The organism is Ruegeria sp. BF8 (genome assembly GCF_056538625.1).
Genome location: NZ_JBQFTL010000005.1, coordinates 180,830 through 203,610 on the forward strand (window position 1 = coordinate 180,830; position 22,781 = coordinate 203,610).

Here is a 22,781-nt window from a genome sequence, read left to right on the forward strand (position 1 = left end):
CAAATGCTTGGAAAATCTCAGAAAGCCGCCCATCTGGCCGAAGGCATCACCGATTACACGGTCATTCAGGGGCGTTCGCTTTGGCAGGACGCGCGGATGCGTTTTGTCCGCAACAAGGCCGCCATGGCCAGCGTGTTCATCCTGGGCCTGATCGTTCTGTTCACGATCATCGGGCCCTACTTTGCCGTCTGGAGCAACGAGGAAATCGACTGGAACGTCATGGGCGACGTGGCCGGCATGGGTATGCCGTCCATCGAGACAGGGCACTATTTCGGCGTCGACGATCTGGGGCGCGACCTGTACAGCCGGGTCATCCAGGCCACCACAACCTCGTTGCTGGTGGGTCTGATCGGGGCGGCCACCGCGCTGATCGTGGGCACGTGCTATGGCATCGCCGCCGGATATATCGGCGGGCGCGTCGACGGCGTGATGATGCGCTTCGTCGACATCCTGCTGGCCATTCCGGCCACGCTGGTCATCATCCTGCTGCTGGTCGTGGCGGGGCGGTCGTTCTTCATGCTGTTCATCGCGCTAGGTGCGGTGGGCTGGCTGACCATGGCGCGGATCGTGCGCGGCCAGACCCTGACCCTGAAGAACCGCGAGTTCATCGAGGCCGCCCGCGCCGCCGGTGTCAGCGAGTTCACCATCATGTACCGCCACATCCTGCCCAACCTGCTGGGCGTTGTGATCGTCTATGCTTCGCTGCTGGTGCCCGAGATGATCCTGACGGAGAGCTTCATCTCGTTCCTGGGGCTGGGGATCTCCGAGCCCTATACCTCGTTGGGTCGTCTGATCGCCGAGGGCGCCGGAACCATGGGTTACGGCACGTTGTGGCAACTGATGTACCCCCTGGCATTTTACGTCACCATCATCATAACGATGTTCTTCATCGGCGATGGCCTGCGTGACGCACTGGATCCGAAGGACCGCTGACATGAGCCTGCTTTCCGTAAAGAACCTGAGCGTTCAGTTCGACACGTCCGACGGGGTGGTCGAGGCCGTCAAGAACATCAGCTTTGACATCGCGCCGGGCGAATGCCTGGGCATCGTCGGCGAAAGCGGGTCAGGCAAAAGCCAGACCTTCATGGCCGCGATGGGGCTGCTGCCGGCGGCGGGCCGGGCCACCGGGTCGGTGCTGCTGAACGGGCAGGAAATTCTGAACCTGCCCGTGAACAAGCTGAACCAGATCCGCGGCGATGACGTGGGCATGATTTTTCAGGACCCGCTGACTGCCCTGACCCCGCATTTGCGGGTCGGCCAGCAGATGCGCGAAGTCTTGCAGGTGCACGAAGGCCTGCAGGGTTCGGCCGCGCGGCAACGGTGCCTGGAATGGCTGGACCGCGTGCGCATACCCGAGGCCGCGCGCCGTCTGGACCAGTTCCCGCACGAGCTGTCGGGCGGGATGCGCCAGCGGGTGATGATCGCCATGTCGATGCTGTGCAATCCCAAGCTGCTGATCGCCGACGAACCGACCACCGCGCTGGACGTGACCGTTCAGGCCGACATTCTGGACCTGATGGTGCGTCTGCAAAAGGACGAAGGCACCGCCATCGCCCTGATCACGCATGACATGGGCGTCGTGGCCCGCATGTGCGACCGGGTGCAGGTCATGCGCCTGGGTGAGTTCGTCGAGGCCGGCGACACGCGCGAGATCTTTCACGCGCCCAAGCACGACTATACCCGCACCCTGATCGAGGCCATGCCCCGCATCGACGCGGGCGACGCGCCCAAGGCGGTGGAGACCGACGAGGCGCCGCTGCTGAAGGTCGATGACGTCAAGGTGCATTTCCCGATTCACGTTCCGGGCGGCATCTTTGGCCGCAAGGTGCCGTTGAAGGCGGTGAACGGCGTCAGCTTTGACATCCGCAAGGGTGAAACCCTGGGCGTGGTCGGTGAGTCGGGCTGCGGCAAGTCCACCCTCGCCCGTGCCGTGCTGCAGCTGATCGAGCCGAGCGCCGGGAATGTCAGCTGGCTGGGTCATCCGATCGTCGGGCTGAAACGGGCCGAGCTGAACAAGTACCGCAAGGACCTGCAGATCGTGTTCCAGGACCCGCTGGCCAGCCTGGACCCGCGGATGACGATCTCCGCCTCGATCGCGGAACCGCTGAAAACCTATCGCCCCGACCTGACCGAGCGCGAGCGCAAGCAGATGGTCGCCGAGATGATGGAACGGGTCGGCCTGAACGCCAATATGATCAACCGCTACCCGCACGAGCTGTCGGGCGGTCAGAACCAGCGGGTGGGTATCGCACGGGCGATGATCAACAAGCCCAAGCTGATCATCTGCGACGAGGCGGTCTCGGCGCTGGACGTGTCGATTCAGGCGCAGATCGTGCAGCTGCTGAAGGAACTGCAGCAGGAGTTCGGCCTGTCGATGATCTTCATCAGCCACGACCTGTCGGTGGTGCGCGCGGTGTCGAACCGGATCATGGTTCTGTATCTCGGCCGCATCGTCGAACTGGGCGATGGCGAGGTGATCTGCGCGAACCCGGTTCATCCGTATACGCAGTCGCTGATCTCGGCGGTACCGATCCCGGACCCGGATGTCGAGCGCAGCCGCCAAAGGCTGAAACTGCCGGGCGAGTTGCCCTCGCCCATGGACCCCAAGGCGGCGCTGCGGTTCCTGCCCAGCCGTCTGGCGGCGGGTCAGACCGACTATGTTCCCGCGCTCAGCGAGATTGCGCCTGGGCACTTCGTGGCCGAGCATGATCCGCTGGAAGCGATCATGGCAAACGCTTGATCCTGTCCCCGAAGCCGGACAACCGGCTTCGGGGTCCTTGCCCATTAGGGCAGAGTTATTGGAACTGGGTGTTTTGACTTTGCCATGACCAAATGGCACCCTTCGGTCGTTTTCGGCCTGTTTTTTCGGGCATCATTGATTGATCCGGTTTCGCAGCCTAAGAGGAAGCCCCGGATGCACCACGTCCGCCGGCTAAGTTTTTGAATTTGAGAGGTCACATGTCACGCAAGGTCACCAAGGCGATTTTCCCTGTCGCAGGATTGGGCACCCGGTTTCTTCCGGCAACGAAATCCGTTCCGAAGGAAATCATGACGCTGGTTGACCGGCCTCTCGTTCAATATGCCATCGACGAAGCCCGCGCTGCGGGTATTACCGAGTTCATCTTCGTCACATCACGCGGGAAATCGGCGCTCGAAGACTATTTCGACCACAATCTCGTGCTGGAGCAGGAGCTGAAGGCCAAAGGCAAGGATGATTTGCTGGAGGTTCTCGAGAATACCAACATGGAAAGCGGTGCTATCGCCTATATCCGCCAACACAAGGCTCTGGGGCTGGGACACGCAGTCTGGTGCGCCCGCCGTCTGATCGGCGATGAACCCTTTGCGGTCATGCTGCCGGACGACGTTATTGCGGCCGACAAACCCTGCCTGCAGCAGATGGTCGAGGCTTATGAGGAAACCGGCGGCAACATGGTCGCCGCGATGGAGGTCGCACCCGAAAAAACCAGCTCGTACGGGATACTGGACGCCGCCGACAGTTCCGGCAAGGTGATCCGAGCCCGCGGCATGGTCGAAAAGCCCAAGGCCGACGAGGCACCGTCGAACATGGCGGTGATCGGTCGATACATTTTGGGGCCATCGGTGCTGTACAACCTCAATCAGATGAAGAAAGGCAGCGGCGGGGAAATCCAGCTGACCGATGCCATCGCCGAAGACATCGGCAACGGTGTCCCGGTTTTCGGATACCGCTTTGATGGTCAACGCTTCGACTGCGGATCAAAAGCGGGCTTCCTGCAGGCCACCGTGGCCTTTGCCCTGGCCCGGAATGACCTGCGCGACGACCTGAGCGCCTATCTGAATGATATTGTTGCCACAGGTCGGGCTGCCCAATAAGCGGCGGTCCTTCACCCATCCTGTGATGACTGCGATAAAACGTCAGAAAACCAGCCGAAAAGCCCATTCGTCATGACCACCATCTATCCTGTCATTCTGTGCGGCGGCTCCGGAACCCGGCTTTGGCCGCTGTCCCGAAAAAGCTATCCCAAACAGTTCGTGCCGCTGGTCGGCAACAGCAGCCTGTTGCAGGACTGTGCGGACCGGATGCGAGGGCCCAAGGACGCGCCGTACGCCAAGCCCCTGATACTCACGAATGAATCGTTCCGCTTCATCGTCACCGAGCAGCTTACCGCCATTGGTGTCGACCCCGGTCCGATCCTCATTGAACCTGAGGGCCGCAACACGGCTCCGGCGGTTTTAGCGGCCGCGCTTTACCTGTCGAACGTAGACCCGGATGCTTTGATGCTGGTGGCGCCGTCCGATCACGTCGTTCCCGACAAATCCGCGTTCCACGCGGCGGTTTCGCAAGGTGTGACCGCCATCGAGAGGGACCGCCAACTGGTGACGTTCGGGATCACTCCGGACCGGCCAGAAACCGGATATGGATATCTGAAGCTCAGCGCTGCGCCCGACGCGACAGGTGCTGCGGTCGCATTGGACCATTTCGTTGAAAAGCCCGATCTGGATCGGGCCAAGGCCATGATCTCCGATGGCAGTTACCTGTGGAATTCCGGCATTTTCCTGTTTGCGGTGCGCGACATCATCGCTGCGTTCCAGGATCATGCACCCAACCTGTTGCCGCCGGTGCAGACTGCCGTCGAGGACGCGAAAGCCGACCTTGGCTTTCTGCGACTGGACGCATTGGCCTGGGGGAAAGTCGAAGACATATCGATCGACTACGCGGTCATGGAACGGGCCAAAAACCTGAGCGTTGTTCCCTATGCCGCCGGCTGGTCGGATGTCGGCAGCTGGTCGGCCGTCCAGGAGCTGAGCAGCCCCGACGAAAACGGCGTTGCGACCACCGGTGAGGTGACGACGATCGACTGTAACAACGTGTTGATCCGGTCCGAGTCAGCCTCCCAAGAAGTCGTGGCCATGGGGCTCGAGAACATGATCGCTGTGGCCATGCCGGATGCCGTTCTGGTGGCCAGCATGGACAAGGCACAGGATGTCAAACAGGCCGTGGCCGCCCTGAAGGCCAAAGGGGCACCGCAGGCCGAAGCTCTGCCGGTCGACCATCGCCCCTGGGGCTGGTTCGAGAGCCTGGTCGTGGGCGAACGATTCCAGGTCAAACGGATTCACGTAAACCCCGGCGCGGCCCTGAGCCTGCAGTCCCACCACCACAGGTCCGAGCATTGGATCGTCGTAGAAGGTACCGCCAAGGTCACGATCGATGACGAGGTTCGTCTGGTCAGCGAAAACCAGTCTGTCTACATCCCCCTTGGCGCGGTTCACCGGATGGAAAACCCCGGCAAGGTGCCTATGGTCCTGATCGAGGTCCAGACCGGCGCCTACCTCGGAGAAGACGATATTATCCGGTACGAGGATGTCTACGCCCGCAACTGATCCTGGCTGAACACCTCGGCTCCGGTCGCCAACGGTTCACGCTTTGGGCGTACAGGTCAGAATCAGCTGACCGACCTCCATACTAAAAAATATCCACAGCCGCCCCAAAAGGGCGGCTTTGTTTCGTATTTGGAAATCCACAAGTAACCAAATCCTTTTTGTGTCGTTCGCACGTGAAAGCGGGGATTCATCCCATCCGCGGCAGGGTGGCGCGCAGCGAATTCCGTGAATCGATGGCCCAAGGAGGATCCCGCCCGTGTCCCAAAACACCCCCCGTTTGAATCTGCCGTTTCTGCAACCCTCACAGGCGCAAAAACACGTTACCCACAACGAAGCGCTGCGGCAGCTGGACCTGATCGTGCAGCTGAGTGTTGTGGCTCTGGATGAAACCATTCCACCTGCGGCACCAGATCAAGGTGCCATCTACGGCTTGGGGGCCAGCCCGACAGGCGCCTGGGCGGGGAAGCCTGGGCAACTCGCGGCTTGGTTGGACAATGCTTGGGTCTTTGTCACTCCGGCAAACGGATGGCGCATTTGGGACCAAGCCGGCGCCGCACTCAAGGTTTGGGACAACGGGGGATGGATCGATCCTCCGATCAATACAGCGAACCTTGCCGGGGTCGGGGTCGCAACCGGATACGATCCGACCAATCGCCTGTCGGTTCGGGGTCCCGCCACATTGCTGAGCCATGACGGGAGCGGTCACCAGTTGAAGATCAACAAGGCGAGCGCGACTGACACGGCCTCCCTCCTGTTTCAGTCCAACTGGACCGGTCACGCCGAGATGGGCCTTGCGGGCAATACCGATTTTTCCATCAAGGTTTCACCGGACGGAGGCTCTTGGACCGAGGCGGTGCGCGTGGATGCCACATCGGGAACGATCAGCGGCGCGGCCGTTCAAGCCACCCCTGAAGATGTAACACCCGGACGGCTGATGCGAGCCGACTACGGATATTGCCCCGGCAACCTCGTGGGTCCGGTGACGCAGTCTGGCGGGACCCCGACCGGCGCAGTGATCGAACGCGGCGCAAATGCGAACGGCGAATTCGTTCGTTTCGCGGATGGAACCCAGATCTGCACCCTCGCGGCGAGCGCGGTGGCCTGTACCGTCGGCAAGGGGCCACTGTTTGCAAGCGCCCAGAATACTTGGACTTTCCCCGCGCCTTTTGCTGTGGGCAGTACTCCAACCCTAAGCGGCAGCGGTAATGCCCTGGGACGGTTCATCAGCTTCGATTTGCCGACCGAAACGCAGGTAGCGTGGCAAGTTCTGTCGCCGGTATCCGATCCGGCGGCAATACCCCCGGCGGTCTCGGCCATCGGTCGCTGGTTCTGATCAGCGAACGCACCCGGTCTTTGGGCCGGGTGCCTATTTGGCCCGCAGGTCGTCGGTCGATTGATCAAGGAACCAGGCATAGGTCTCGCGGATACCATCTTCGAGGCCTATGCGTGCCTTCCAGCCCATCTTGGCCAACCGGGAAACGCCCATCAGCTTGCGCATCGTACCATCTGGCTTGGTGGTGTCCTGCGTGATCCGGCCGGTATATCCGGTGATTTCGGCGATCAGTGCGGCCAGCTCGGCAATCGAAACGTCCTGCCCGCAGCCCACGTTTATGTGGCTCAGCATGGGTTGCGTATTGGCCTGATACACGTCCTGCGGCAAATCCATTACGAACAGCGATGCCTCGGCCATGTCATCGACATGCAGGAATTCACGCCGCGGCTTCCCAGTTCCCCAGATCACCACTTCGTCCAGCCCGTCGCGTTTGGCTTCGTGGAAGCGGCGGATCAGTGCTGGCAGAACATGGCTGTTCTCAGGGTGGAAATTGTCGCCCGGCCCATACAGGTTGGTCGGCATGACCGACCGGTAGTCGACCCCGTGCTGGCGGTTGTAGCTTTCGCACAGCTTGATCCCGGCGATCTTGGCAACCGCATATGGTTCGTTCGTCGGCTCCAAAACACCCGTCAGCAACGCGTCTTCGCGCATCGGCTGCGCTGCTTCACGCGGGTAGATGCAGGAACTGCCCAGCTGCAGAAGACGCCGTACACCGGCCGCAAAAGCCTGATGGATCACGTTGCACTCGATCATCAGATTTTCGTAAATGAAATCTGCAGGATACGTGTTGTTGGCGTGAATCCCACCGACCTTTGCAGCAGCCAGGATCACGACGTCTGGGCGCTCGGCCTGCATGAAGGCACGGACGGCCGCCTGATCGGTCAGATCCAATTCGGAATGGGTTCGGGTCACCAGTTCAAGCGGCTCGCCATCGGCCTGGCGCGCCTTGAGCTGACGCAGGATTGCTCCACCTACCATGCCACGATGTCCGGCGATGTAGATCTTGCGCATTTCTGCCTCCTCAGCCGTTTTCCAGGCTGACCGGCAATTCGAACCCGTGCTCTTTCAACAAGGCGTGGCGCTTGGCGGTTTTGAGGTCTTCCAGAACCATCTCTGCGCACATTTCCTGCACGGTCAGCTCCGGCTCCCATCCCAATTTGGCCTTGGCGTTCGACGGGTCACCCAGCAGAGTGTCCACCTCGGCTGGTCGGAAATACTGCGGGTCGATCCGTATGATCACGTCACCGGGTTTCAGCGCTGGGGCGTTGTCGCCGTCGATCGCCGTCACCGTTGCAACCTCGTCCACACCGCTGCCCGAAAACTCCAAGGTGAGCCCAAGCTCGGCCGCCGACCATTCGATGAATTGCCGCACGGAATACTGCTTGCCGGTGGCAATAACGAAATCCTCGGGCTTGTCCTGCTGCAGCATCATCCACTGCATCCGCACGTAGTCCTTGGCATGGCCCCAATCGCGCAGACTGTCGATATTCCCCATGTAAAGGCACTTCTCCAAGCCCTGGGCGATGTTGGCCAGACCACGCGTGATCTTGCGGGTGACAAAGGTTTCGCCGCGGCGCGGGCTTTCATGATTGAACAGGATTCCGTTGCAGGCATACATCCCGTACGCCTCGCGATAATTGACCGTGATCCAATACGAATACAGTTTGGCCACCGCGTAGGGCGAGCGGGGATAGAACGGGGTCGTTTCGCGCTGCGGAGTTTCCTGAACCAGCCCGTAGAGTTCCGACGTGGACGCCTGATAGAACCGGGTCTTGTTCTCAAGTCCCAGGAACCGGATCGCCTCAAGCAGGCGCAGGGTGCCGATGGCATCGACATCCGCGGTATATTCCGGCGACTCGAAGCTGACGGCCACGTGAGATTGGGCGCCCAGGTTGTAGACTTCGTCGGGCTGAACCTCCTGAATGATGCGGGTCAGGTTCGAGGTATCGCTCAGATCGCCGTAGTGCAGGCGCAGCTTCGGATCAGGCTCGTGGGGGTCCTGATAGATGTGGTCGATCCGCTGGGTGTTGAACGAGGATGCCCGACGCTTGATCCCGTGAACTTCATAGCCCTTTGCCAACAGAAATTCGGCCAGGTAAGACCCGTCCTGTCCTGTAACTCCAGTGATCAGCGCTTTTTTGGTCATCAGTTTGTTCCACCAGTTTCATGGACGCCCATTTGTCGCCCCAAAAACAGCAAGATGTCATGGAATGCAACCCGAGGCCACCGTCAGGCATTGAAACCGGCGGAAGTTTCTCCGAATGTGTGGCCGCCCGAGGTGGCATTGGTAACAAGGGAATTTGAATAATGCGTATTGCGATGATCGGCACGGGATATGTGGGTCTGGTGTCGGGTGTGTGCTTCTCGGATTTCGGTCATGACGTCATTTGCGTCGACAAGGCCGAAGCTAAGATCCAGATGCTGCAGGACGGAAAAGTTCCAATCTACGAACCGGGACTGGATGTTCTGATGGCCAAGAACGTGGCCGCCGGCCGGCTGAGCTTTACCACCGATCTGGCGAATGCAGTGAAAGGCGCGGATGCCGTCTTTATCGCTGTCGGGACACCAACCCGCCGCGGCGACGGCCATGCGGATCTGACCTATGTGATGGCAGCGGCCGAGGAAATCGCCCATGCGATGGATGGCTACACCGTGGTGGTGACCAAATCCACGGTTCCGGTCGGGACCAACCGCAAGGTTCAGGAAGTTGTCGCGGCGGCAAACCCCAAGGCAGACTTTGATGTCGCCTCGAACCCGGAATTCCTGCGCGAAGGCGCTGCGATCGACGATTTCATGCGTCCTGACCGCGTCGTTGTAGGGGTCGAGAACGACCGCGCCGCCGAGGTGATGGCCGAAATCTACCGCCCACTTTACCTGCGCGATTTTCCGATCCTGACCACGGATCTGGAAAGCGCCGAAATGATCAAATATGCGGCAAATGCCTTTCTCGCCACCAAGATCACGTTCATCAACGAAATCGCAGGTCTGTGCGAGCGGGTCGGTGGCGACGTCAAGGAAGTGGCGCGCGGCATCGGCTTGGATGGGCGCATCGGAAACAAGTTCCTGCATGCCGGCCCCGGTTACGGCGGATCATGCTTTCCCAAGGACACCGCGGCGCTTGCGCGGATCGGCCAGGAACATGCCTTCCCCATGCAGATCACCGAAACCGTCATGCGCGTGAATGACGAGGTCAAAAAACGCATGATCGAAAAGATCCGCGAAGCTTGCGACGACAGTTTCAACGGCAAGACCGTGGCGGTTCTGGGGGTGACATTCAAACCAAACACCGACGACATGCGCGATGCTCCATCACTGACCATCGTGCCCGCCCTGATCGGTGGCGGCGCCAAAGTTCGCGTGGTCGACCCTCAGGGCCGATCCGAGGGTGAGGCTCTGCTGCCGGGTGTAGAGTGGGTCGAAGACCCGTATGCCGCAGCCAAGGACGCGGACGCAGTGGTGCTGTTGACCGAATGGAACGAGTTCCGCGCGCTGAACCTGACGCAGATGGCCGCTGAGATGAAATCTCCACGCATGGTCGACCTGCGGAACATCTATTCACGCGACAAGGTCAAGAAATCCGGTTTCGAAACCTATGTCGGGGTTGGGCGCTAGGCGTCCAATCCCCTGGCGTTTGGGTTTCGAACCCGGCTCAATCATAGAGCGGAACGGTGGCCTTGGCCCCAGCTGCCAGCGCCTTGCCCAGATCGCGGCGCACCTGTTCGTACAGGGCAAGCGACTCGTCGGAAAACAGGGTGGCGGGCGGATCAACATGGATGAAGTTTCCCTGCCGGTCCTCTCCCCGCGCGACCATCGCGTAGTCGCGGTCCGCCACCAACTGCTTCGCATTCGGGCTGATATAGCGGATGGCCATCCCGATACGCCGATCGTCCGACCGGTTCGGACCCGAGCCATGAATGGTCAGCCCGTGGTGCAGTGACATCTGCCCGGGCGCCAATTCGATATGGGTTTTGTCTTCCTCGGCCACTTCGACTGCAATCTCTTGCCCGCGCGACAACAGGTTGGTCTCGGAATAGGTGTCATTGTGCGGAAGAATGGGGTTCTTGTGGCTGCCCCGGACAAAATCCATGCAGCCGCTTTCCACGGTTGCCGGCGACAGGGCCAGCCAGGCCGTAACCTGATCCGGGGTCTCGCCCATCCCCCAATAGGTCAGGTCCTGATGCATGCCAACTGTCTGGACGGTGCGCGGCTCTTTGATGAAAAACTCGGCCGACCAGATCATGATGTCCGGACCCAAGACGCCTTGGACGGCATCCAGAATACGCGGATCCATGGCCAGTCGCGCCGCCAGCGGCATGACGAGGTGTGAATTCACGCGCTTGTAGGTATTCAGCGGCAGAGGCAGATTGGCGGCCATCCAGTCGCGTTCAATCTGTTCGAGTTCTGAGCGCACCTGCGCTGCCTCGTCAGCAGACAGAATATCCAGCGGAAACAGGAAACCGTCTTCCCAGTATTGCGCTGCTTGCGATGGCGTCAGTTTGTGCCGGGCCAGGTCTTGGATGTCGGGCATGGGTGCACCTTTTCGGATCGGTTCACGCACAGGCTAGCCGAACCGGTCTTGCGACGAGAACGCAAAGCCTTGCCTGTCAGGATAAGTTCAGCTTAGCCTGCTTGCCATGTCGACCCGCATCCCCTCTCTCAACTGGCTGCGCGTTTTCGAGGCCGCGGCCCGCACCGAAAGCTTTGCCCGTGCTGCCGCCCAGCTGAACATGTCGGCCGCCGCCGTCAGCCAACAGGTCAAGGCGCTGGAAACTCGTCTGGGCACGCCGCTGTTTCATCGCCATGCCCATGCCGTCACTTTGACCGAGGCCGGGCGGGCGTACCTGCCGGTCGTGCAACAATCGCTGGTGATGCTGGAATCAGCCACTACCGGCCTGTTCGGCCAGACCCGGGACCAACGGCTGTATGTCCAATCCGTGTTGTTGTTCGCGCAAGGGGTGCTTGCGGCGGGCCTGACCCGGTTCCAAAAATCCCATCCTCAGATCAACCTGTCCCTGACGACCGGGAACCGGATCGCCGACTTCGCCAATCGTTTTACCGACCTGCAGATCGTGTTCGGCAACCCGACGCTGTTCGGGGCCGAAGGTGACATGCTGTTGAGCGAGACCCTTTTTCCCGTGGCGCCACCTGACATTGCCGACCAGATCAGCACTCCGCTGGATCTGGCCCGGTTTCCGTTGATCGAGGTTTCGACCCACAGGGCCAGTTGGCCGCACGTGTTCGAAGCCCTGCTGCTGCCGACCGGGCAGGCTCAGTATTTCTTCGCGGACAACTCAGTGATGGCGGCCGAGCTATCCGCGCAAGGGGTCGGGATCGCCCTGGCCCGCGCGCCCGCGTCTGACCGGATCATGCGGATGTCTGGCCTGGTGCCATGTCTGCCCGAGGTGGCCGTGCCGGGCCGGGATGCCTACCACCTGATCTACCCTTCACGGGCCACATTGCGGCCACCCGCGCGCGCGTTCCGTGAATGGTTGTTGGACTACAGCGCGGCAGCCCAAACCCGATAACGGCCCTGCCCGGTCACTTCGCGGATCAACCCACGTTCGGTGAACTTGTCGAGATTGCGCTGCACGGCTGCACGCGATGCCTGCGTCAACTTCTCGGCCAATGGCGCAGATACCATGGGCCATGCGGTCAGCACATCGATCAGGACCGGCGGCGTCCGCCCGCTGAGACCCTTGGTGGCCTCGCGTGCCCGGGCCTCCCACGCGCTGACGCGATCCAGATGCAGCAGCGCGGCCAAGGCCGCCTGCCCTGCCCCACGAACCCAAGCGTTGAGTTTTTCCTCTGGTGTGCCGATGCCGCGCAGCGCCCCGGGGCTCGACAGTGCCAGCGGCATGAACAGTGCCCCGCCCCGACCCATCGTGGCCGCATGCCGCGCAGCGATCACCGCTGCTTCGGTATCCTGTCCCATTCCTTGCGACAGCGCGCGCCACGCGTGAAAGGCAATGGCCGACTGCGTAACAGGGTGCAGAGCTTGTGCGCTATCCATCACTTCGGCCAAATCTGCGACCGCCTCTGGGACTTCGTCTATCCCCTGAGCCATCCGGTCCAGAAAGGCGGCCAGTCCCGATTGCCAGCCGCCGTCCGACGGCCCTGCGCCCGAAGTCAGTCGCCGAACCGCCCAACCCGCCCGAAACAATGCTTGCACATCGTCCCCGGTGGCTCCGATACGCAATCCGGTCCACAGGGCAAGCCGATCAACACTGATCCGGTCACCGGTCCACCACCCCAGGTCGGATACGTCCATCAGGGCCAGCCGGTGGGTCCATCCCTTTGGACCACTGCGCAACCGCTCGTCCAACGCCCCGAAGGTCAAGGTCAGATCCGCCAAACCCTGCGCCACTTCTGCCTGGGCGGCGCGCCAGTCCCGCGGGTCGAACAAAGCGCCCCGATCGGCACGCGGACCCGGCGGCAACATGTCCTCGGGCGCCGCTGCATCTTCGGGCGGCAGAAACCAAAGGTCTTCGTCGTCCGGCGGATCGACGTCATAGATACTGCGCGGCCCGTCCAGGACATCGTCCTCGTCCGGGCCCGGGTTCGTGGCCTTGGTCGTCATACCATGCATTGTTCGGCCAATCGCACCGGTTCACAAGAGGTTTCGCGCAAGGCGGCTCAGCCGGCGAATGTCTGGGCCAGGTAATCCAGCTGCACGGTCAAATCGTTGTCCGGCCGGTTCCCCAACAGCATGTATCCGTATCCGTCGCGCGCCCACCGGGCCGTTGCAAGCCCGCTCAGGACTTCCTGCTTCAACTCTGAATTCGGCGCGCCATCGCCTTGGCGGATCACGCACAGCGCAAAGGGATTGCCATCAGCGTCGGCAAAAACGATCTGAACCAATGGTTTGCCCTTGAAGGACAAAACCTGCGCGGCCTTCAGTTCCAGCCCCGGCAAACCTTCAAGCGAATCCCGGTTCAGCGGGCGGCCCAATTTCTCTTCGGCCAATGAGATCTGGGCGTCGACGAGCGCCGGCGGGTATACCAGCGTTGCAATCGAATCCGGCGTGTAAAGCGACTGGTACAGGGCCGCCTGCTCTGCCCATCCCATCGGCTGTGGGCGGGTCAGCCAAAAGGTCAGAGATACGGCCAACACGGCCGCGGCAGCCGCGACGCCCAACAGGCGCCAGGGCCCAGCCGAAGCCGGAATCCTAGGCGGCAGTTCAACTTGTGGCGCGGCGGCGGGAATGTCACGGAACACCTCGCGAACCACCGGCGCGATCGGATCCAGATCCATCAGGCGCTGCTCCAGTTCCGGATCGTTCTCAACAGCGGCCTCGATGGCATCGCTCTCCTCAGGCCCCAATGAGCCTTGCAGATAGGCTTTTAGCGTATCGTCGGAAAAGGTCATGAGTCCCTCCGTCGGTCGGACGCACCGGCATCCTGCGGCATCGCAGCTTGCAGTTTCTTGCGGGCATTGGAAAGCCGGCTCATGATCGTACCAATCGGAACCTCCAGCAACGCGGCGGCCTCGCGATAGCTGTAGCCCTCGACAAAGACCAGCATGACCGTTTCGCGTTGCGCCTCGGGCAGTTGCATCACCTGTGTAAACACTTCCCGCGCAAAAATATTCATTTCGGCGTCGGTACCCGGCGCGATCAATTCGGCGTCCGGCGTTGCGGCCAACCCCTGGGACTTGCGCACGGTCCGCGCCCGCAGCTCGTTCAACCAGATTGACCGGCAGATCGTCATCAGCCACGAATCCAACCGATCAGTATGCGTAACCTGATGGCTTCGCTCCAACGCGCGCAGGCAAGTGGCCTGGGTCAGGTCGTCGGCAACATCCTGCGCCCCCGACAGAGCCAGCGCAAACCGCCAGACGCGTCTGGAATACGCCCCAATCGCCTGACGCACGGCCTGTTCCGAACTGTTGAGGTCATCACTGGGCACTTGGTCGATCCATGTTTCGGCACGCATCCCGCGACGCCAGAACTGGCACAGACAGAGAAGAATTGAAAACGCTTTCTTTCCGGTCGCTTGGCGTCAGCGTCCGATCGCTTCCTCGGACGCTCGCTTGGCAGCCACCAGTGCCAACAATTGGTCCTTGGTTCGTCCGATATGCGCGGACAGAAGCCCACAAGCCTGCTCGACCTGTCCATCCCGGGCAAGGCGCAGCAATTCGCGATGCTCTTTGCGGGCCGGTTCGCGTTGTTGCATTACACTGAGATGCATTCGGATGTACCGGTCCGACTGCAGGCTCACACGGTGCAGCAGCTCGTTGGTCAGGCTTCGGTTCGCGGCCGCATAGAGGGCCGAATGGTACTGGTAGTTCAGCGCGCCCCACCGGCTGACGTCGTTGGCGTCGTACGACGCCTCCATCTGCTCCAGCAGTTGTTCGCAGCGCGCAAAGTCAGATTGGGTCATCTGCGGAATTGCCCGACGGAACAGGTCGGTCTCCAACAGCGACCGCAGGTCGAAGATCTCGCCGATCTCGGACAGGGAATGGCGCGTGACCCGCGCACCGCGATTGTTCGTCAGCTGAACCAGTCCTTCGGCATCAAGCTGTTTCAGCGCCTCGCGCACCGGCATGCGCGACACGTCATAGTCTTCGGCCAATGCCTCCTGACGGATGGTCTCGCCTTCCGCCAGATCACCGCTGAGAATGCGTTCACGCAAGTCGGACGCGATTGCATCGGGAAGGCTTTGACGGGTGATTGCGCGTTTTGCTGCCAAGGGTCTGTCCGCATTTGCATTTTGGATACAAATATCCGCCCCGAGGCGCTTTTCCAACCGCCTATCGGGTTGAACAGGGCTAGGGTTCCCCGCTACCCCTTTGGCAACCGAGATCAAACCCAGGGACGGAACATGAGCGAAACGGTACGGCTGACGCCTGAAGAAATGACCGATCTGAGCCTGAAGGTTCTGTCCCATGTGGGTTATGGCCCCGACCACGCGCAGGCGATCGCGGAACTATTGACCACCTGCCAGATGGACGATTGCCAGTCGCACGGGCTGTTTCGCCTGTTCATGTGCGCCCAGACCATGCAGGCCGGCAAGATCGACGGCCATGCGCAGCCCCGGGTCGCCCCCTCGGACAATGCCATCGTTCGCGTCGACGCGCAGGGCGGCATGTCGTTGCTGGCCTTCGAAACTGGCCTGCCGCATCTGATCGACAAGACCCGCACCCACGGGATCTCGGCCATGGCGATCAACCGCTGTTTTCATTTCTCGGCGCTGTGGCCCGAGGTCGAAGCCCTGTCGGCCCAAGGGCTTGCAGCCATGGCGATGGTGCCCAGCCATTCCTGGGTGGCGCCCGCGGGGGGCACGCGCGGCAGCCTGGGCACCAACCCGCTGGCCTTCAGCTGGCCCCGCATGGGCAAAGACCCGTTCACCTTCGATTTCGCGACCAGCGCCTTCGCCCGCGGCGAGATCGAGCTGTACAAGCGCGCGGGCAAACCCCTGCCCGAAGGCGTGGCGATCGACAAAGACGGCAACCCCACGACCGACCCGCAAGCGGCGCTGGACGGCGCGATGCTGACCTTCGGCGGCTACAAAGGCTCGGCCCTGTCGATCATGATCGAACTTCTGGCCGGCCCGCTGATCGATGACCTGACCAGCCTGGAGAGCATGGAGTTCGCCCAAGGCACGGGCGGCGCGCCTTACCACGGCGACATCATCATCGCCTTCGATCCCGACCAGTTCAGCGACGGGCGGCGACAGGCCAACGACGCGCGGGCCGAGCGCCTGTTCGTCGATATCCTCGATCAGGGCGCGCGCCTGCCGTCACAGCGCCGCTTTGCCGCCCGCGCGCGCAACACCGCCCGGGGATATGCCGAGGTTTCCGCGCAACTGCATCGCGACCTACTGGCCCTTCTGAACTAGCGCCCCCAGGTGTCGCGCAGGCGGTAACCTTGCGGCCAGGGGTCGTCGGGGTCCAGCATGTGCTGGTGGATGCCGGTGATCCATCCGCGGCCCGAGATCTCGGGCAGGATGGCCGGGCGGTCTCCCACCTGGGTCTTGCCCAGTATCCGGCCGGTGAAGCGCGAGCCGATGATCGACACCGCCTCAAAGCTCTGGCCCGGCTGCAACTGCCCCCGCGCGGCCATCAGCGCCATGCGGGCCGAAACGGCGGTACCGGTGGGCGAGCGGTCGACCTTGCCGGGCTGGATCGCCACCGCGGAGCGGCCGGTCAAGCCGGTTTCGGCCTCAGTCAACGGTCCGCAGAACGCGCAGAACGAGATGTGGTTCCAATCCGGGTTTTCGGGATGCGCAAAGCCCAGCTGCGCATTGGCAGCGTCGGTGATCGCCACCCCCAGACGGGCGATGTCGGCGGCCTCGTCCTCGGTGATGCGCAGCCCCAGCGCCGCGGCGTCGACCACGACGAAACTGTCCCCGCCATAGGCGGTGTCCACCGTCAGGGTCCCCAGCCCCTCGACCTCGAGCGGCGCGGCGAGGCGGTCGGCAAAGCTGGGCAGGTTCTGGACGTAGATCCGTACTGCCTTGCCGTTGCGGCATTCGGCCCGCACCCGCACCAGCCCGCCCGGCGCCTCGAGCGTCAGGTGGGTTTCCGGTTCGGTCATCGGCAGGATGCCCCCGTCCAGCAGCACTGTCGCCACGCATATCGCGTTCGAGCCGGACATGGGCGGCGTGTCCTCGGGCTCCATTATGATGAAGGCGGCGTCGGCATCAGGATGTTTGGGCGGCACCAGCAGGTTGACATGGCGGAACACCCCGCCGCGCGGCTCGTTCAGCACGAAGTTGCGCAGGGTCTGGTCGCGGGCGATGAAGCTGCGTTGCGCCCAGATCGTGTCGCCGGGCGGCGGGGCGACACCGCCGACGATCACATCCCCCACTTCACCCTCGGCATGGGCCGAGATCACGTGGATGGTCTTGCTGCTGCGCATCCCCCGCTCAGAACCGGGTGGCGGCGAAGGGATCGACCGGGATGGACGGATCGGTGCCGTCGATCAGCGCGCCCACCAGTTCGGCGGTCCCCGCCGACTGGGTCAGGCCCAGATGGCCGTGCCCGAAGGCGTAGATCAGGTTCGGCGATTTCGAAGACCGTCCGATCACCGGAATGCTGTCGGGCAGCGAGGGGCGGAACCCCATCCACTGCGTCCCGCCTTCGGTCTTCAACCCCGGTAGGAACTGGCGCGCCTTGTTCAGCAAGGTATCGGCGCGTTTGAAATTGGGCGGCAGGTCAAGCCCGCCCAGTTCGACCGCGCCGCCGATGCGCACACCGCCGTTAATCTTGGTGGCCACGAAAGCATGCCGCGAGAAGGCAAGGTGCAGCCGCAGGTCGAACGCGCCCGGCGGCAGGGTCGTGTTATAGCCCCGCTCGGTCTCGAGCGGGATCCGGTCGCCCACCGTGCGGGTCAGGTGGTGCGACCACGCCCCGGCGGCCACGACCACCTTGCTGGCATCCGCCGCACCCTGGTCGAAGCGCACCCAGACGCCCGTGTCCGACAGCTCCAGCGCGCGTACGGGGCGCGTTTCGATCACCCCGCCACGGTCGCGAAACACCTGTGCCAGATGCTCGACCCAGCGTTTGGGATCTACGGTATTCCACCAGTGTGGCGTGAACCCGGCATGGGAAAAACGCGGGCTGAGCCCGGGCTGGATCTCGGCGATCGCTTCGGGGCTTTCCAGCAGATCGAAGGCGATGCCATGCCGGCGACGCAACTCCCACGTGGGCAAGGCGGCGCGGAACTCGGCCGCGCTTTCGTACAACTGCAACTGCCCGTCGCGCTGCATCATCGCCTCGCCACCCGTATCGGCGATCTGCCGTTCGGTCGCGGCCTGGCACAGGCGCATCAGGTTGGCCTGCGCGGCGACCAGCGCCTGGTACCGGCTGGGGCGGCTGGCCCGCCAGAACCGCCACATCCACGGCGCGATCTGCAGGGCATAGGCGGGCGGGATCGACAGCGGCCCCAACGGATCGAGCAGCCATTTCGGGGCCTTTTTCATGATCCCCGGCGTGGCCAGAGGTTCGACCTCGGGGAAGGCGAACGCCCCGGCATTTCCCGCCGAACTGCCCGCGGCCACGCCTTCGCGGTCCAGTATCTGAACCGTGTAACCCCGACGCTGCAATTCCAGCGCCGCGCTGATACCAACGACGCCGGCACCTATGACGATGACATCTTTCTTCATGTGATCTCTATACCCGAACGGAATGGATCGGCGGGATCAAAAATCAAGCGGCTTTCGGCCATCACGAAAGCCTGACCGGTGATCGAGGGGATCACCCCGCCGTTCGGACCCGGCTGATAGGACAGCCTATAGGGGCTGCCGATGACGCTAGCCTGCACGATTTCTTCACCCGGCGCCAAGCGCCCATCGGCCGCCAGACAGGCCAACCGCGCCGAACTGCCCGTGCCGCAGGGCGAGCGGTCATAGGCGTCATCGGGGCACAGAACGAAGTTTCGGCTGTGGACGCCGGAGGCCGGCGCGGTCTCCTGAAAAATCACATGATCGATCGGCTCGCCCGCTTCGCCGCCCACGCCCTGCGCGACCGAGGCCTGCCGAATGGCGACGCCCAGATCGGTCAGTTGCCGGATGTTCGCGGGCTCGACCGGCACCGGGCTGGGATCGACGATAAAGAACCAATTGCCGCCATAGGCCACATCACCTGTAACCGGCCCGAAATCCGGAACCTCGATCGTCACGGCCTGATGCACCCGCCGGCTTTCGATGTTGGTTACTGTCACTGTGTTGGGATCGTGCAGCTCCACCGTGACCACACCCGCTGGGGTTTCGATCCGGTGGATGCCAACACCGATCCGCCCAAGATGGGCCAGCGTCACGGTCAACCCAATCGTGCCATGCCCGCACATGCCAAGCACCGCATCCACGTCGAAGAAGATCACCCCGGTCACGCAGGACGGATCGACCGAAGGCACCAGCAGCGCCCCCACCATCGCTGGCTGACCGCGCGGCTCCAGCATGACCGAGCGCCAGAACGGGCGGTGCTGGGTCGCCAAAAGCCCTGCGCGTTCGGACAGAGGACCGCTGCCCAGATCGGGCGCGCCGTCCAGAATCACGCGCGTCGGCTCTCCGCCGGTATGGCTGTCGATCACATGCACGCGGCAATCACCCCGCCTTGCTTTGACCAGTCTGCAAACCAGGCGCGAAACAAGCTGTACTGCTGTTCGCAATAGTGGCGCTGCGCATCGGTCAGCGCGTCAGTTTCGTTGAAGTGCAAGCGGTATTCATCCTCGCCGTTCAGAACCAGAAGGTGCTTGTAGTACAGAACCAGATCGGGGCCTTCATCGAAACTGGACAGCACGTGGATGGCCTCTGTCAACTCCTGTGCGCGCTGGCGGGCCTCGGCGCTGCCAGAAGCCGCTTTTTTCGACAAAGCGGTCAGCAGCAGAACCTCTTTGGGCAGTACGTTGCCGATGCCAGTGATCGCGCCGGTTGCGCCGCAATTGACGATGCCATGGTAGACCGCCGTATCGACCCCCACCATCAGCGTCACCTGGTCATCACGGCTGGTGATGTTCTCAGCCGCATAGCGCAGATCGTCCTTGCCACCGAATTCCTTGAAGCCCACCAGATTGGAGTGCTCGGCCCGCAGCGCAAAGAAAAGGTCGGCGCGGGTGGCGAACCCGTAATACGGACTGTTGTAGATGACCGCAGGGATATCCGGTGCCGCCGACAGGATGGCCTTGAAATGGTTGCGCTGCGCCGTGACCGAACTGCCGCGCGACAGGACCCGCGGGATAACCATCAGCCCAGCTGCACCCACCTTTTGCGCATGCGCTGCATGCGCCACGGCGGATTGCGTGTTGACCGCCCCGGTGCCCACCACCACGGGCAGGCCCGCGCCGATCAACCGCTCGACCCCTTCCATCCGCTGTTCATCGGTCAACAGCGGCCAGTCGCCCATCGACCCGCAGTAGACGACCGCGGACATGCCCGCCTCGATCATCTGCTGACCCTTTCGCACCAAGGCGTCAAAGTCGGGCTGACGGTCGGGCGTACAAGGGGTCATGAGCGCGGGCATGGTGCCGGTAAAGACGTCGGTTGACATGTGGCCGATCCTTTCCAAGTTGCCCGCGTCCATCGCCGGGCGGTCAGATTTCCTGTCTCAACCCCGCAGTATCGGATTTTGTATCCAAAATCCATAGGATTCGTCTGGCAAAAGGAAAACGCGCCAGGCAGAGGGCCCGGCGCGTTTACATTTTCCAATTGAACAACGGTTCAGCGCAACCGCATCCCGCTTTCCGGGTCAAACAGCATGGCGCGTTCGGGCCGAACCGAGATTCCGATCCGTTCGCCCGTTTTGCTGCGCTGGTCGTCCCGCTCTTCGACGATCAACTTGTCACCGTTGGGCGTCAGCAAATAACTGTAGGAGACGCCGCCAAGCGCTTCGGTCAGATCGACGGTACAGGTGTCGCCGGACCGATCCACGGCAATATGTTCCGGGCGGATTCCCAGGACCACCTTCTTGGCATCGGTCGGCACGCCATTGGTGACGGGGATCGAGTCCGTCAGAGCCGGGTGGCGCACCGTTCCTTCGACGACATCGCAATCCAGAAAGTTCATTGCGGGCGAGCCGATGAACCCCGCCACGAACCGGTTGTCGGGGTCCCGATACAGATCCATCGGAGCGCCCACCTGCTCGATCCGGCCATCGCGCAGCACCACGATCTTGTCGGCCATGGTCATAGCTTCGACCTGGTCGTGGGTGACGTAGATCATCGTCGCGCCGATCTCCTGGTGCAGACGGGCGATCTCAACCCGCATTTCCACGCGCAGTTCGGCATCGAGGTTCGACAGCGGCTCGTCGAACAGAAAAACCTCGGGGCCGCGCACGATGGCCCGGCCGATGGCGACCCGCTGACGCTGGCCACCCGACAAGGCCTTGGGCTTGCGCTTGAGATACTGGTCCAGTTTCAGGATTTCCGACGCTTCGGCGACCTTCTTGTCGATCTCGGCCTTGGGCACACCGTTCATGCGCAGACCAAAGCCCATGTTCTCGGCCACGGACATGTGCGGATACAGGGCGTAGGTCTGGAACACCATCGCGACACCGCGCTTGGCCGGGTCCATGTGGGTCACGTCACGCTGACCGATGCGGATTTCACCCTCGGTGGTTTCTTCCAGCCCGGCGATCATCCGCAACAGGGTGGATTTGCCACAGCCCGACGGCCCGACAAAAACGCAGAACTCGCCGTCCTCGATTTCCAGATCAATGCCGTGAATGACCTGGGTCTGGCCATAACGCTTGATTGCGCCCTTCAGGGTAACGCCTGTCATGATGCTTGCATCCTGTCCTTGCGGCCCTCGGGGAACCGCCATGCTTCGGCTTCGGACCCGATCTGGTCGGCCGAACGCCGCACCCGAGGGACCCATTTCTTCAACTGGTCAAAATCCATGCGCTGGGTCGATCCGGTGATCGAGATCGCCCCCAGTACCCGCCCGCCCGATGTTAGGATCGGACAGGCCACGCAGATGATGCCGGGCTCGTGCTCTTCATCATCCATGGCGAACCCCCGTTCGCGGATCCGGGCCAGATCCGCCCGCAGCACCGCCTCCGAGGTCAGCGTCTTGTCGGTAAAGCGGTGAAAGCTTTGCTGCGAGATCGCCTTGTCCAACCGGTCGTCATCCAGAAAGGCGAGCATCGCCTTCCCCACACCGGTGCAATAGGCCGGGCCAACCTTTCCGGCCTCGGAATACATCTCGACCGGGTTTTTGGCATTGCGCTTGTCCACATACAGAACCTGACTGGAATCAAGCTGCGCAAGGTGCACCGTCTCGCCGGTTTCCAGGCTCAGCCCATCCAGGATCGGCCGCGCGATCGGCGCGAGCGAGCTTTGCGTCCAGGCCGAATGCGCCAGCCGCACCAGCCGCAGCCCCGGCGAATAGGTCTGCCGGTCTGGGTCGTAAGACAACATGCCCTGATTGGTCAGCGACTGCAGAAACCGGTACAGGGACGCCTTGGGAAAGCTGCTGCTTTCCAGCAATTCGGCAAACCGCACAGGCCGGCCGAACGCCGCGACCTGTTCCAGCACGTCACATGCCTTGCCGATGGTTCCGTCACCTGCCACGGGTCTGATTTCTCCTCCACTTCCCCTTGCGGACGGGCCGCGAGGGTATTGACAAGCCTAGCCGATTCGATGTGTAGTTTT

The 22,781-nt window shown here is 62.3% G+C and carries 21 protein-coding genes; 8 read left to right on the forward strand and 13 right to left on the reverse strand.

The features are described 5' to 3' along the window. The first annotated feature begins 3 nt into the window (after positions 1-3). From ACR0LD_RS16530 to ACR0LD_RS16550, 5 genes are all read left to right on the forward strand, one after another. Positions 4-933, forward strand: coding sequence for an ABC transporter permease subunit (locus ACR0LD_RS16530; RefSeq protein WP_480638046.1), 930 nt, complete (start codon positions 4-6; stop codon positions 931-933). A gap of 1 nt (position 934) precedes the next feature. Beyond that, positions 935-2,740 (forward strand): ABC transporter ATP-binding protein, encoded by a 1,806-nt coding sequence (locus ACR0LD_RS16535; RefSeq protein WP_480638048.1) that lies wholly within the window; start codon positions 935-937, stop codon positions 2,738-2,740. A gap of 218 nt (positions 2,741-2,958) precedes the next feature. Continuing rightward, positions 2,959-3,852 (forward strand): UTP--glucose-1-phosphate uridylyltransferase GalU, encoded by an 894-nt coding sequence (gene galU / locus ACR0LD_RS16540; protein ID WP_093963131.1) that lies wholly within the window; start codon positions 2,959-2,961, stop codon positions 3,850-3,852. Between the two features lie 72 nt (positions 3,853-3,924). Beyond that, a complete protein-coding gene (locus ACR0LD_RS16545) occupies positions 3,925-5,361 on the forward strand; it encodes a mannose-1-phosphate guanylyltransferase/mannose-6-phosphate isomerase (protein WP_480638050.1) in 1,437 nt (478 codons plus the stop codon). Between the two features lie 256 nt (positions 5,362-5,617). Next, on the forward strand, positions 5,618-6,694 hold the full coding sequence (locus ACR0LD_RS16550) for a DUF2793 domain-containing protein (protein ID WP_480638051.1): 1,077 nt from the start codon (positions 5,618-5,620) through the stop codon (positions 6,692-6,694). A gap of 33 nt (positions 6,695-6,727) precedes the next feature. Here the strand turns inward: ACR0LD_RS16550 and fcl are convergent, their stop codons facing one another. Together fcl and gmd are read right to left on the reverse strand one after the other, a co-directional pair. Continuing rightward, on the reverse strand, positions 6,728-7,705 hold the full coding sequence (gene fcl, locus ACR0LD_RS16555) for a GDP-L-fucose synthase (protein WP_480638052.1): 978 nt from the start codon (positions 7,703-7,705) through the stop codon (positions 6,728-6,730). 10 nt (positions 7,706-7,715) lie between these two features. Next, a complete protein-coding gene (gmd, locus tag ACR0LD_RS16560) occupies positions 7,716-8,840 on the reverse strand; it encodes a GDP-mannose 4,6-dehydratase (protein WP_170367379.1) in 1,125 nt (374 codons plus the stop codon). A gap of 161 nt (positions 8,841-9,001) precedes the next feature. Here gmd and ACR0LD_RS16565 point away from each other — a divergent pair, with 161 nt between their 5' ends. Further along, complete coding sequence (locus tag ACR0LD_RS16565; protein ID WP_170367380.1) at positions 9,002-10,306, forward strand: UDP-glucose dehydrogenase family protein; 1,305 nt, start codon at positions 9,002-9,004, stop codon at positions 10,304-10,306. A 37-nt stretch (positions 10,307-10,343) separates the two neighbouring features. Here the strand turns inward: ACR0LD_RS16565 and ACR0LD_RS16570 are convergent, their stop codons facing one another. Beyond that, positions 10,344-11,222, reverse strand: a complete 879-nt coding sequence (locus ACR0LD_RS16570; protein ID WP_480638055.1) for a phytanoyl-CoA dioxygenase family protein — start codon at positions 11,220-11,222, stop codon at positions 10,344-10,346. 106 nt (positions 11,223-11,328) lie between these two features. Between ACR0LD_RS16570 and ACR0LD_RS16575 the strand changes: the two genes are divergently transcribed. Then, complete coding sequence (locus ACR0LD_RS16575; protein WP_480638057.1) at positions 11,329-12,219, forward strand: LysR substrate-binding domain-containing protein; 891 nt, start codon at positions 11,329-11,331, stop codon at positions 12,217-12,219. Here ACR0LD_RS16575 and ACR0LD_RS16580 read toward each other — a convergent pair. From ACR0LD_RS16580 to ACR0LD_RS16595, 4 genes are all read right to left on the reverse strand, one after another. After that, entirely contained in the window at positions 12,192-13,271 is a 1,080-nt protein-coding gene (locus tag ACR0LD_RS16580) for a helix-turn-helix domain-containing protein (RefSeq protein ID WP_480638059.1), read from the reverse strand. The two genes, ACR0LD_RS16575 and ACR0LD_RS16580, sit on opposite strands and share 28 nt — an antisense overlap. 56 nt (positions 13,272-13,327) lie before the next feature. Next, positions 13,328-14,059 carry a hypothetical protein gene (locus ACR0LD_RS16585; protein ID WP_480638061.1) on the reverse strand — a complete coding sequence of 244 codons (732 nt, stop codon included), beginning with the start codon at positions 14,057-14,059 and terminating at the stop codon, positions 13,328-13,330. After that, on the reverse strand, positions 14,056-14,625 hold the full coding sequence (locus ACR0LD_RS16590) for an RNA polymerase sigma factor (RefSeq protein WP_170452817.1): 570 nt from the start codon (positions 14,623-14,625) through the stop codon (positions 14,056-14,058). Before ACR0LD_RS16590 ends, ACR0LD_RS16585 begins: the two co-directional genes overlap by 4 nt. Positions 14,626-14,691: 66 nt before the next feature. Continuing rightward, positions 14,692-15,381, reverse strand: coding sequence for a GntR family transcriptional regulator (locus ACR0LD_RS16595; protein WP_480638063.1), 690 nt, complete (start codon positions 15,379-15,381; stop codon positions 14,692-14,694). Between the two features lie 132 nt (positions 15,382-15,513). On the opposite strand from ACR0LD_RS16595, the gene ACR0LD_RS16600 reads away from it, so the two are divergent. Further along, the gene (locus ACR0LD_RS16600) at positions 15,514-16,530 is read left to right on the forward strand and encodes an Ldh family oxidoreductase (protein ID WP_480638065.1); all 1,017 of its coding nucleotides are present in this window, start codon (positions 15,514-15,516) and stop codon (positions 16,528-16,530) included. On the opposite strand, the gene ACR0LD_RS16605 is transcribed toward ACR0LD_RS16600, so the two are convergent. The 6 genes from ACR0LD_RS16605 to ACR0LD_RS16630 all read right to left on the reverse strand — a co-directional run bounded on the left by ACR0LD_RS16605 (position 16,527) and on the right by ACR0LD_RS16630 (position 22,700). Beyond that, positions 16,527-17,552, reverse strand: a complete 1,026-nt coding sequence (locus tag ACR0LD_RS16605) for a trans-3-hydroxy-L-proline dehydratase (RefSeq protein WP_480638067.1) — start codon at positions 17,550-17,552, stop codon at positions 16,527-16,529. The two genes, ACR0LD_RS16600 and ACR0LD_RS16605, sit on opposite strands and share 4 nt — an antisense overlap. 7 nt (positions 17,553-17,559) lie before the next feature. After that, positions 17,560-18,798, reverse strand: a complete 1,239-nt coding sequence (locus ACR0LD_RS16610; RefSeq protein ID WP_170367387.1) for an NAD(P)/FAD-dependent oxidoreductase — start codon at positions 18,796-18,798, stop codon at positions 17,560-17,562. Then, on the reverse strand, positions 18,795-19,730 hold the full coding sequence (locus ACR0LD_RS16615; protein WP_170359311.1) for a 4-hydroxyproline epimerase: 936 nt from the start codon (positions 19,728-19,730) through the stop codon (positions 18,795-18,797). Before ACR0LD_RS16615 ends, ACR0LD_RS16610 begins: the two co-directional genes overlap by 4 nt. Next, entirely contained in the window at positions 19,721-20,680 is a 960-nt protein-coding gene (locus ACR0LD_RS16620; RefSeq protein WP_480638069.1) for a dihydrodipicolinate synthase family protein, read from the reverse strand. The genes ACR0LD_RS16615 and ACR0LD_RS16620 overlap by 10 nt, the downstream gene beginning before the upstream one ends. Before the next feature lie 170 nt (positions 20,681-20,850). After that, entirely contained in the window at positions 20,851-21,909 is a 1,059-nt protein-coding gene (locus ACR0LD_RS16625; RefSeq protein WP_170367389.1) for an ABC transporter ATP-binding protein, read from the reverse strand. Next, the gene (locus tag ACR0LD_RS16630) at positions 21,906-22,700 is read right to left on the reverse strand and encodes an IclR family transcriptional regulator (protein ID WP_170367390.1); all 795 of its coding nucleotides are present in this window, start codon (positions 22,698-22,700) and stop codon (positions 21,906-21,908) included. The genes ACR0LD_RS16625 and ACR0LD_RS16630 overlap by 4 nt, the downstream gene beginning before the upstream one ends. Positions 22,701-22,781: the final 81 nt, after the last annotated feature.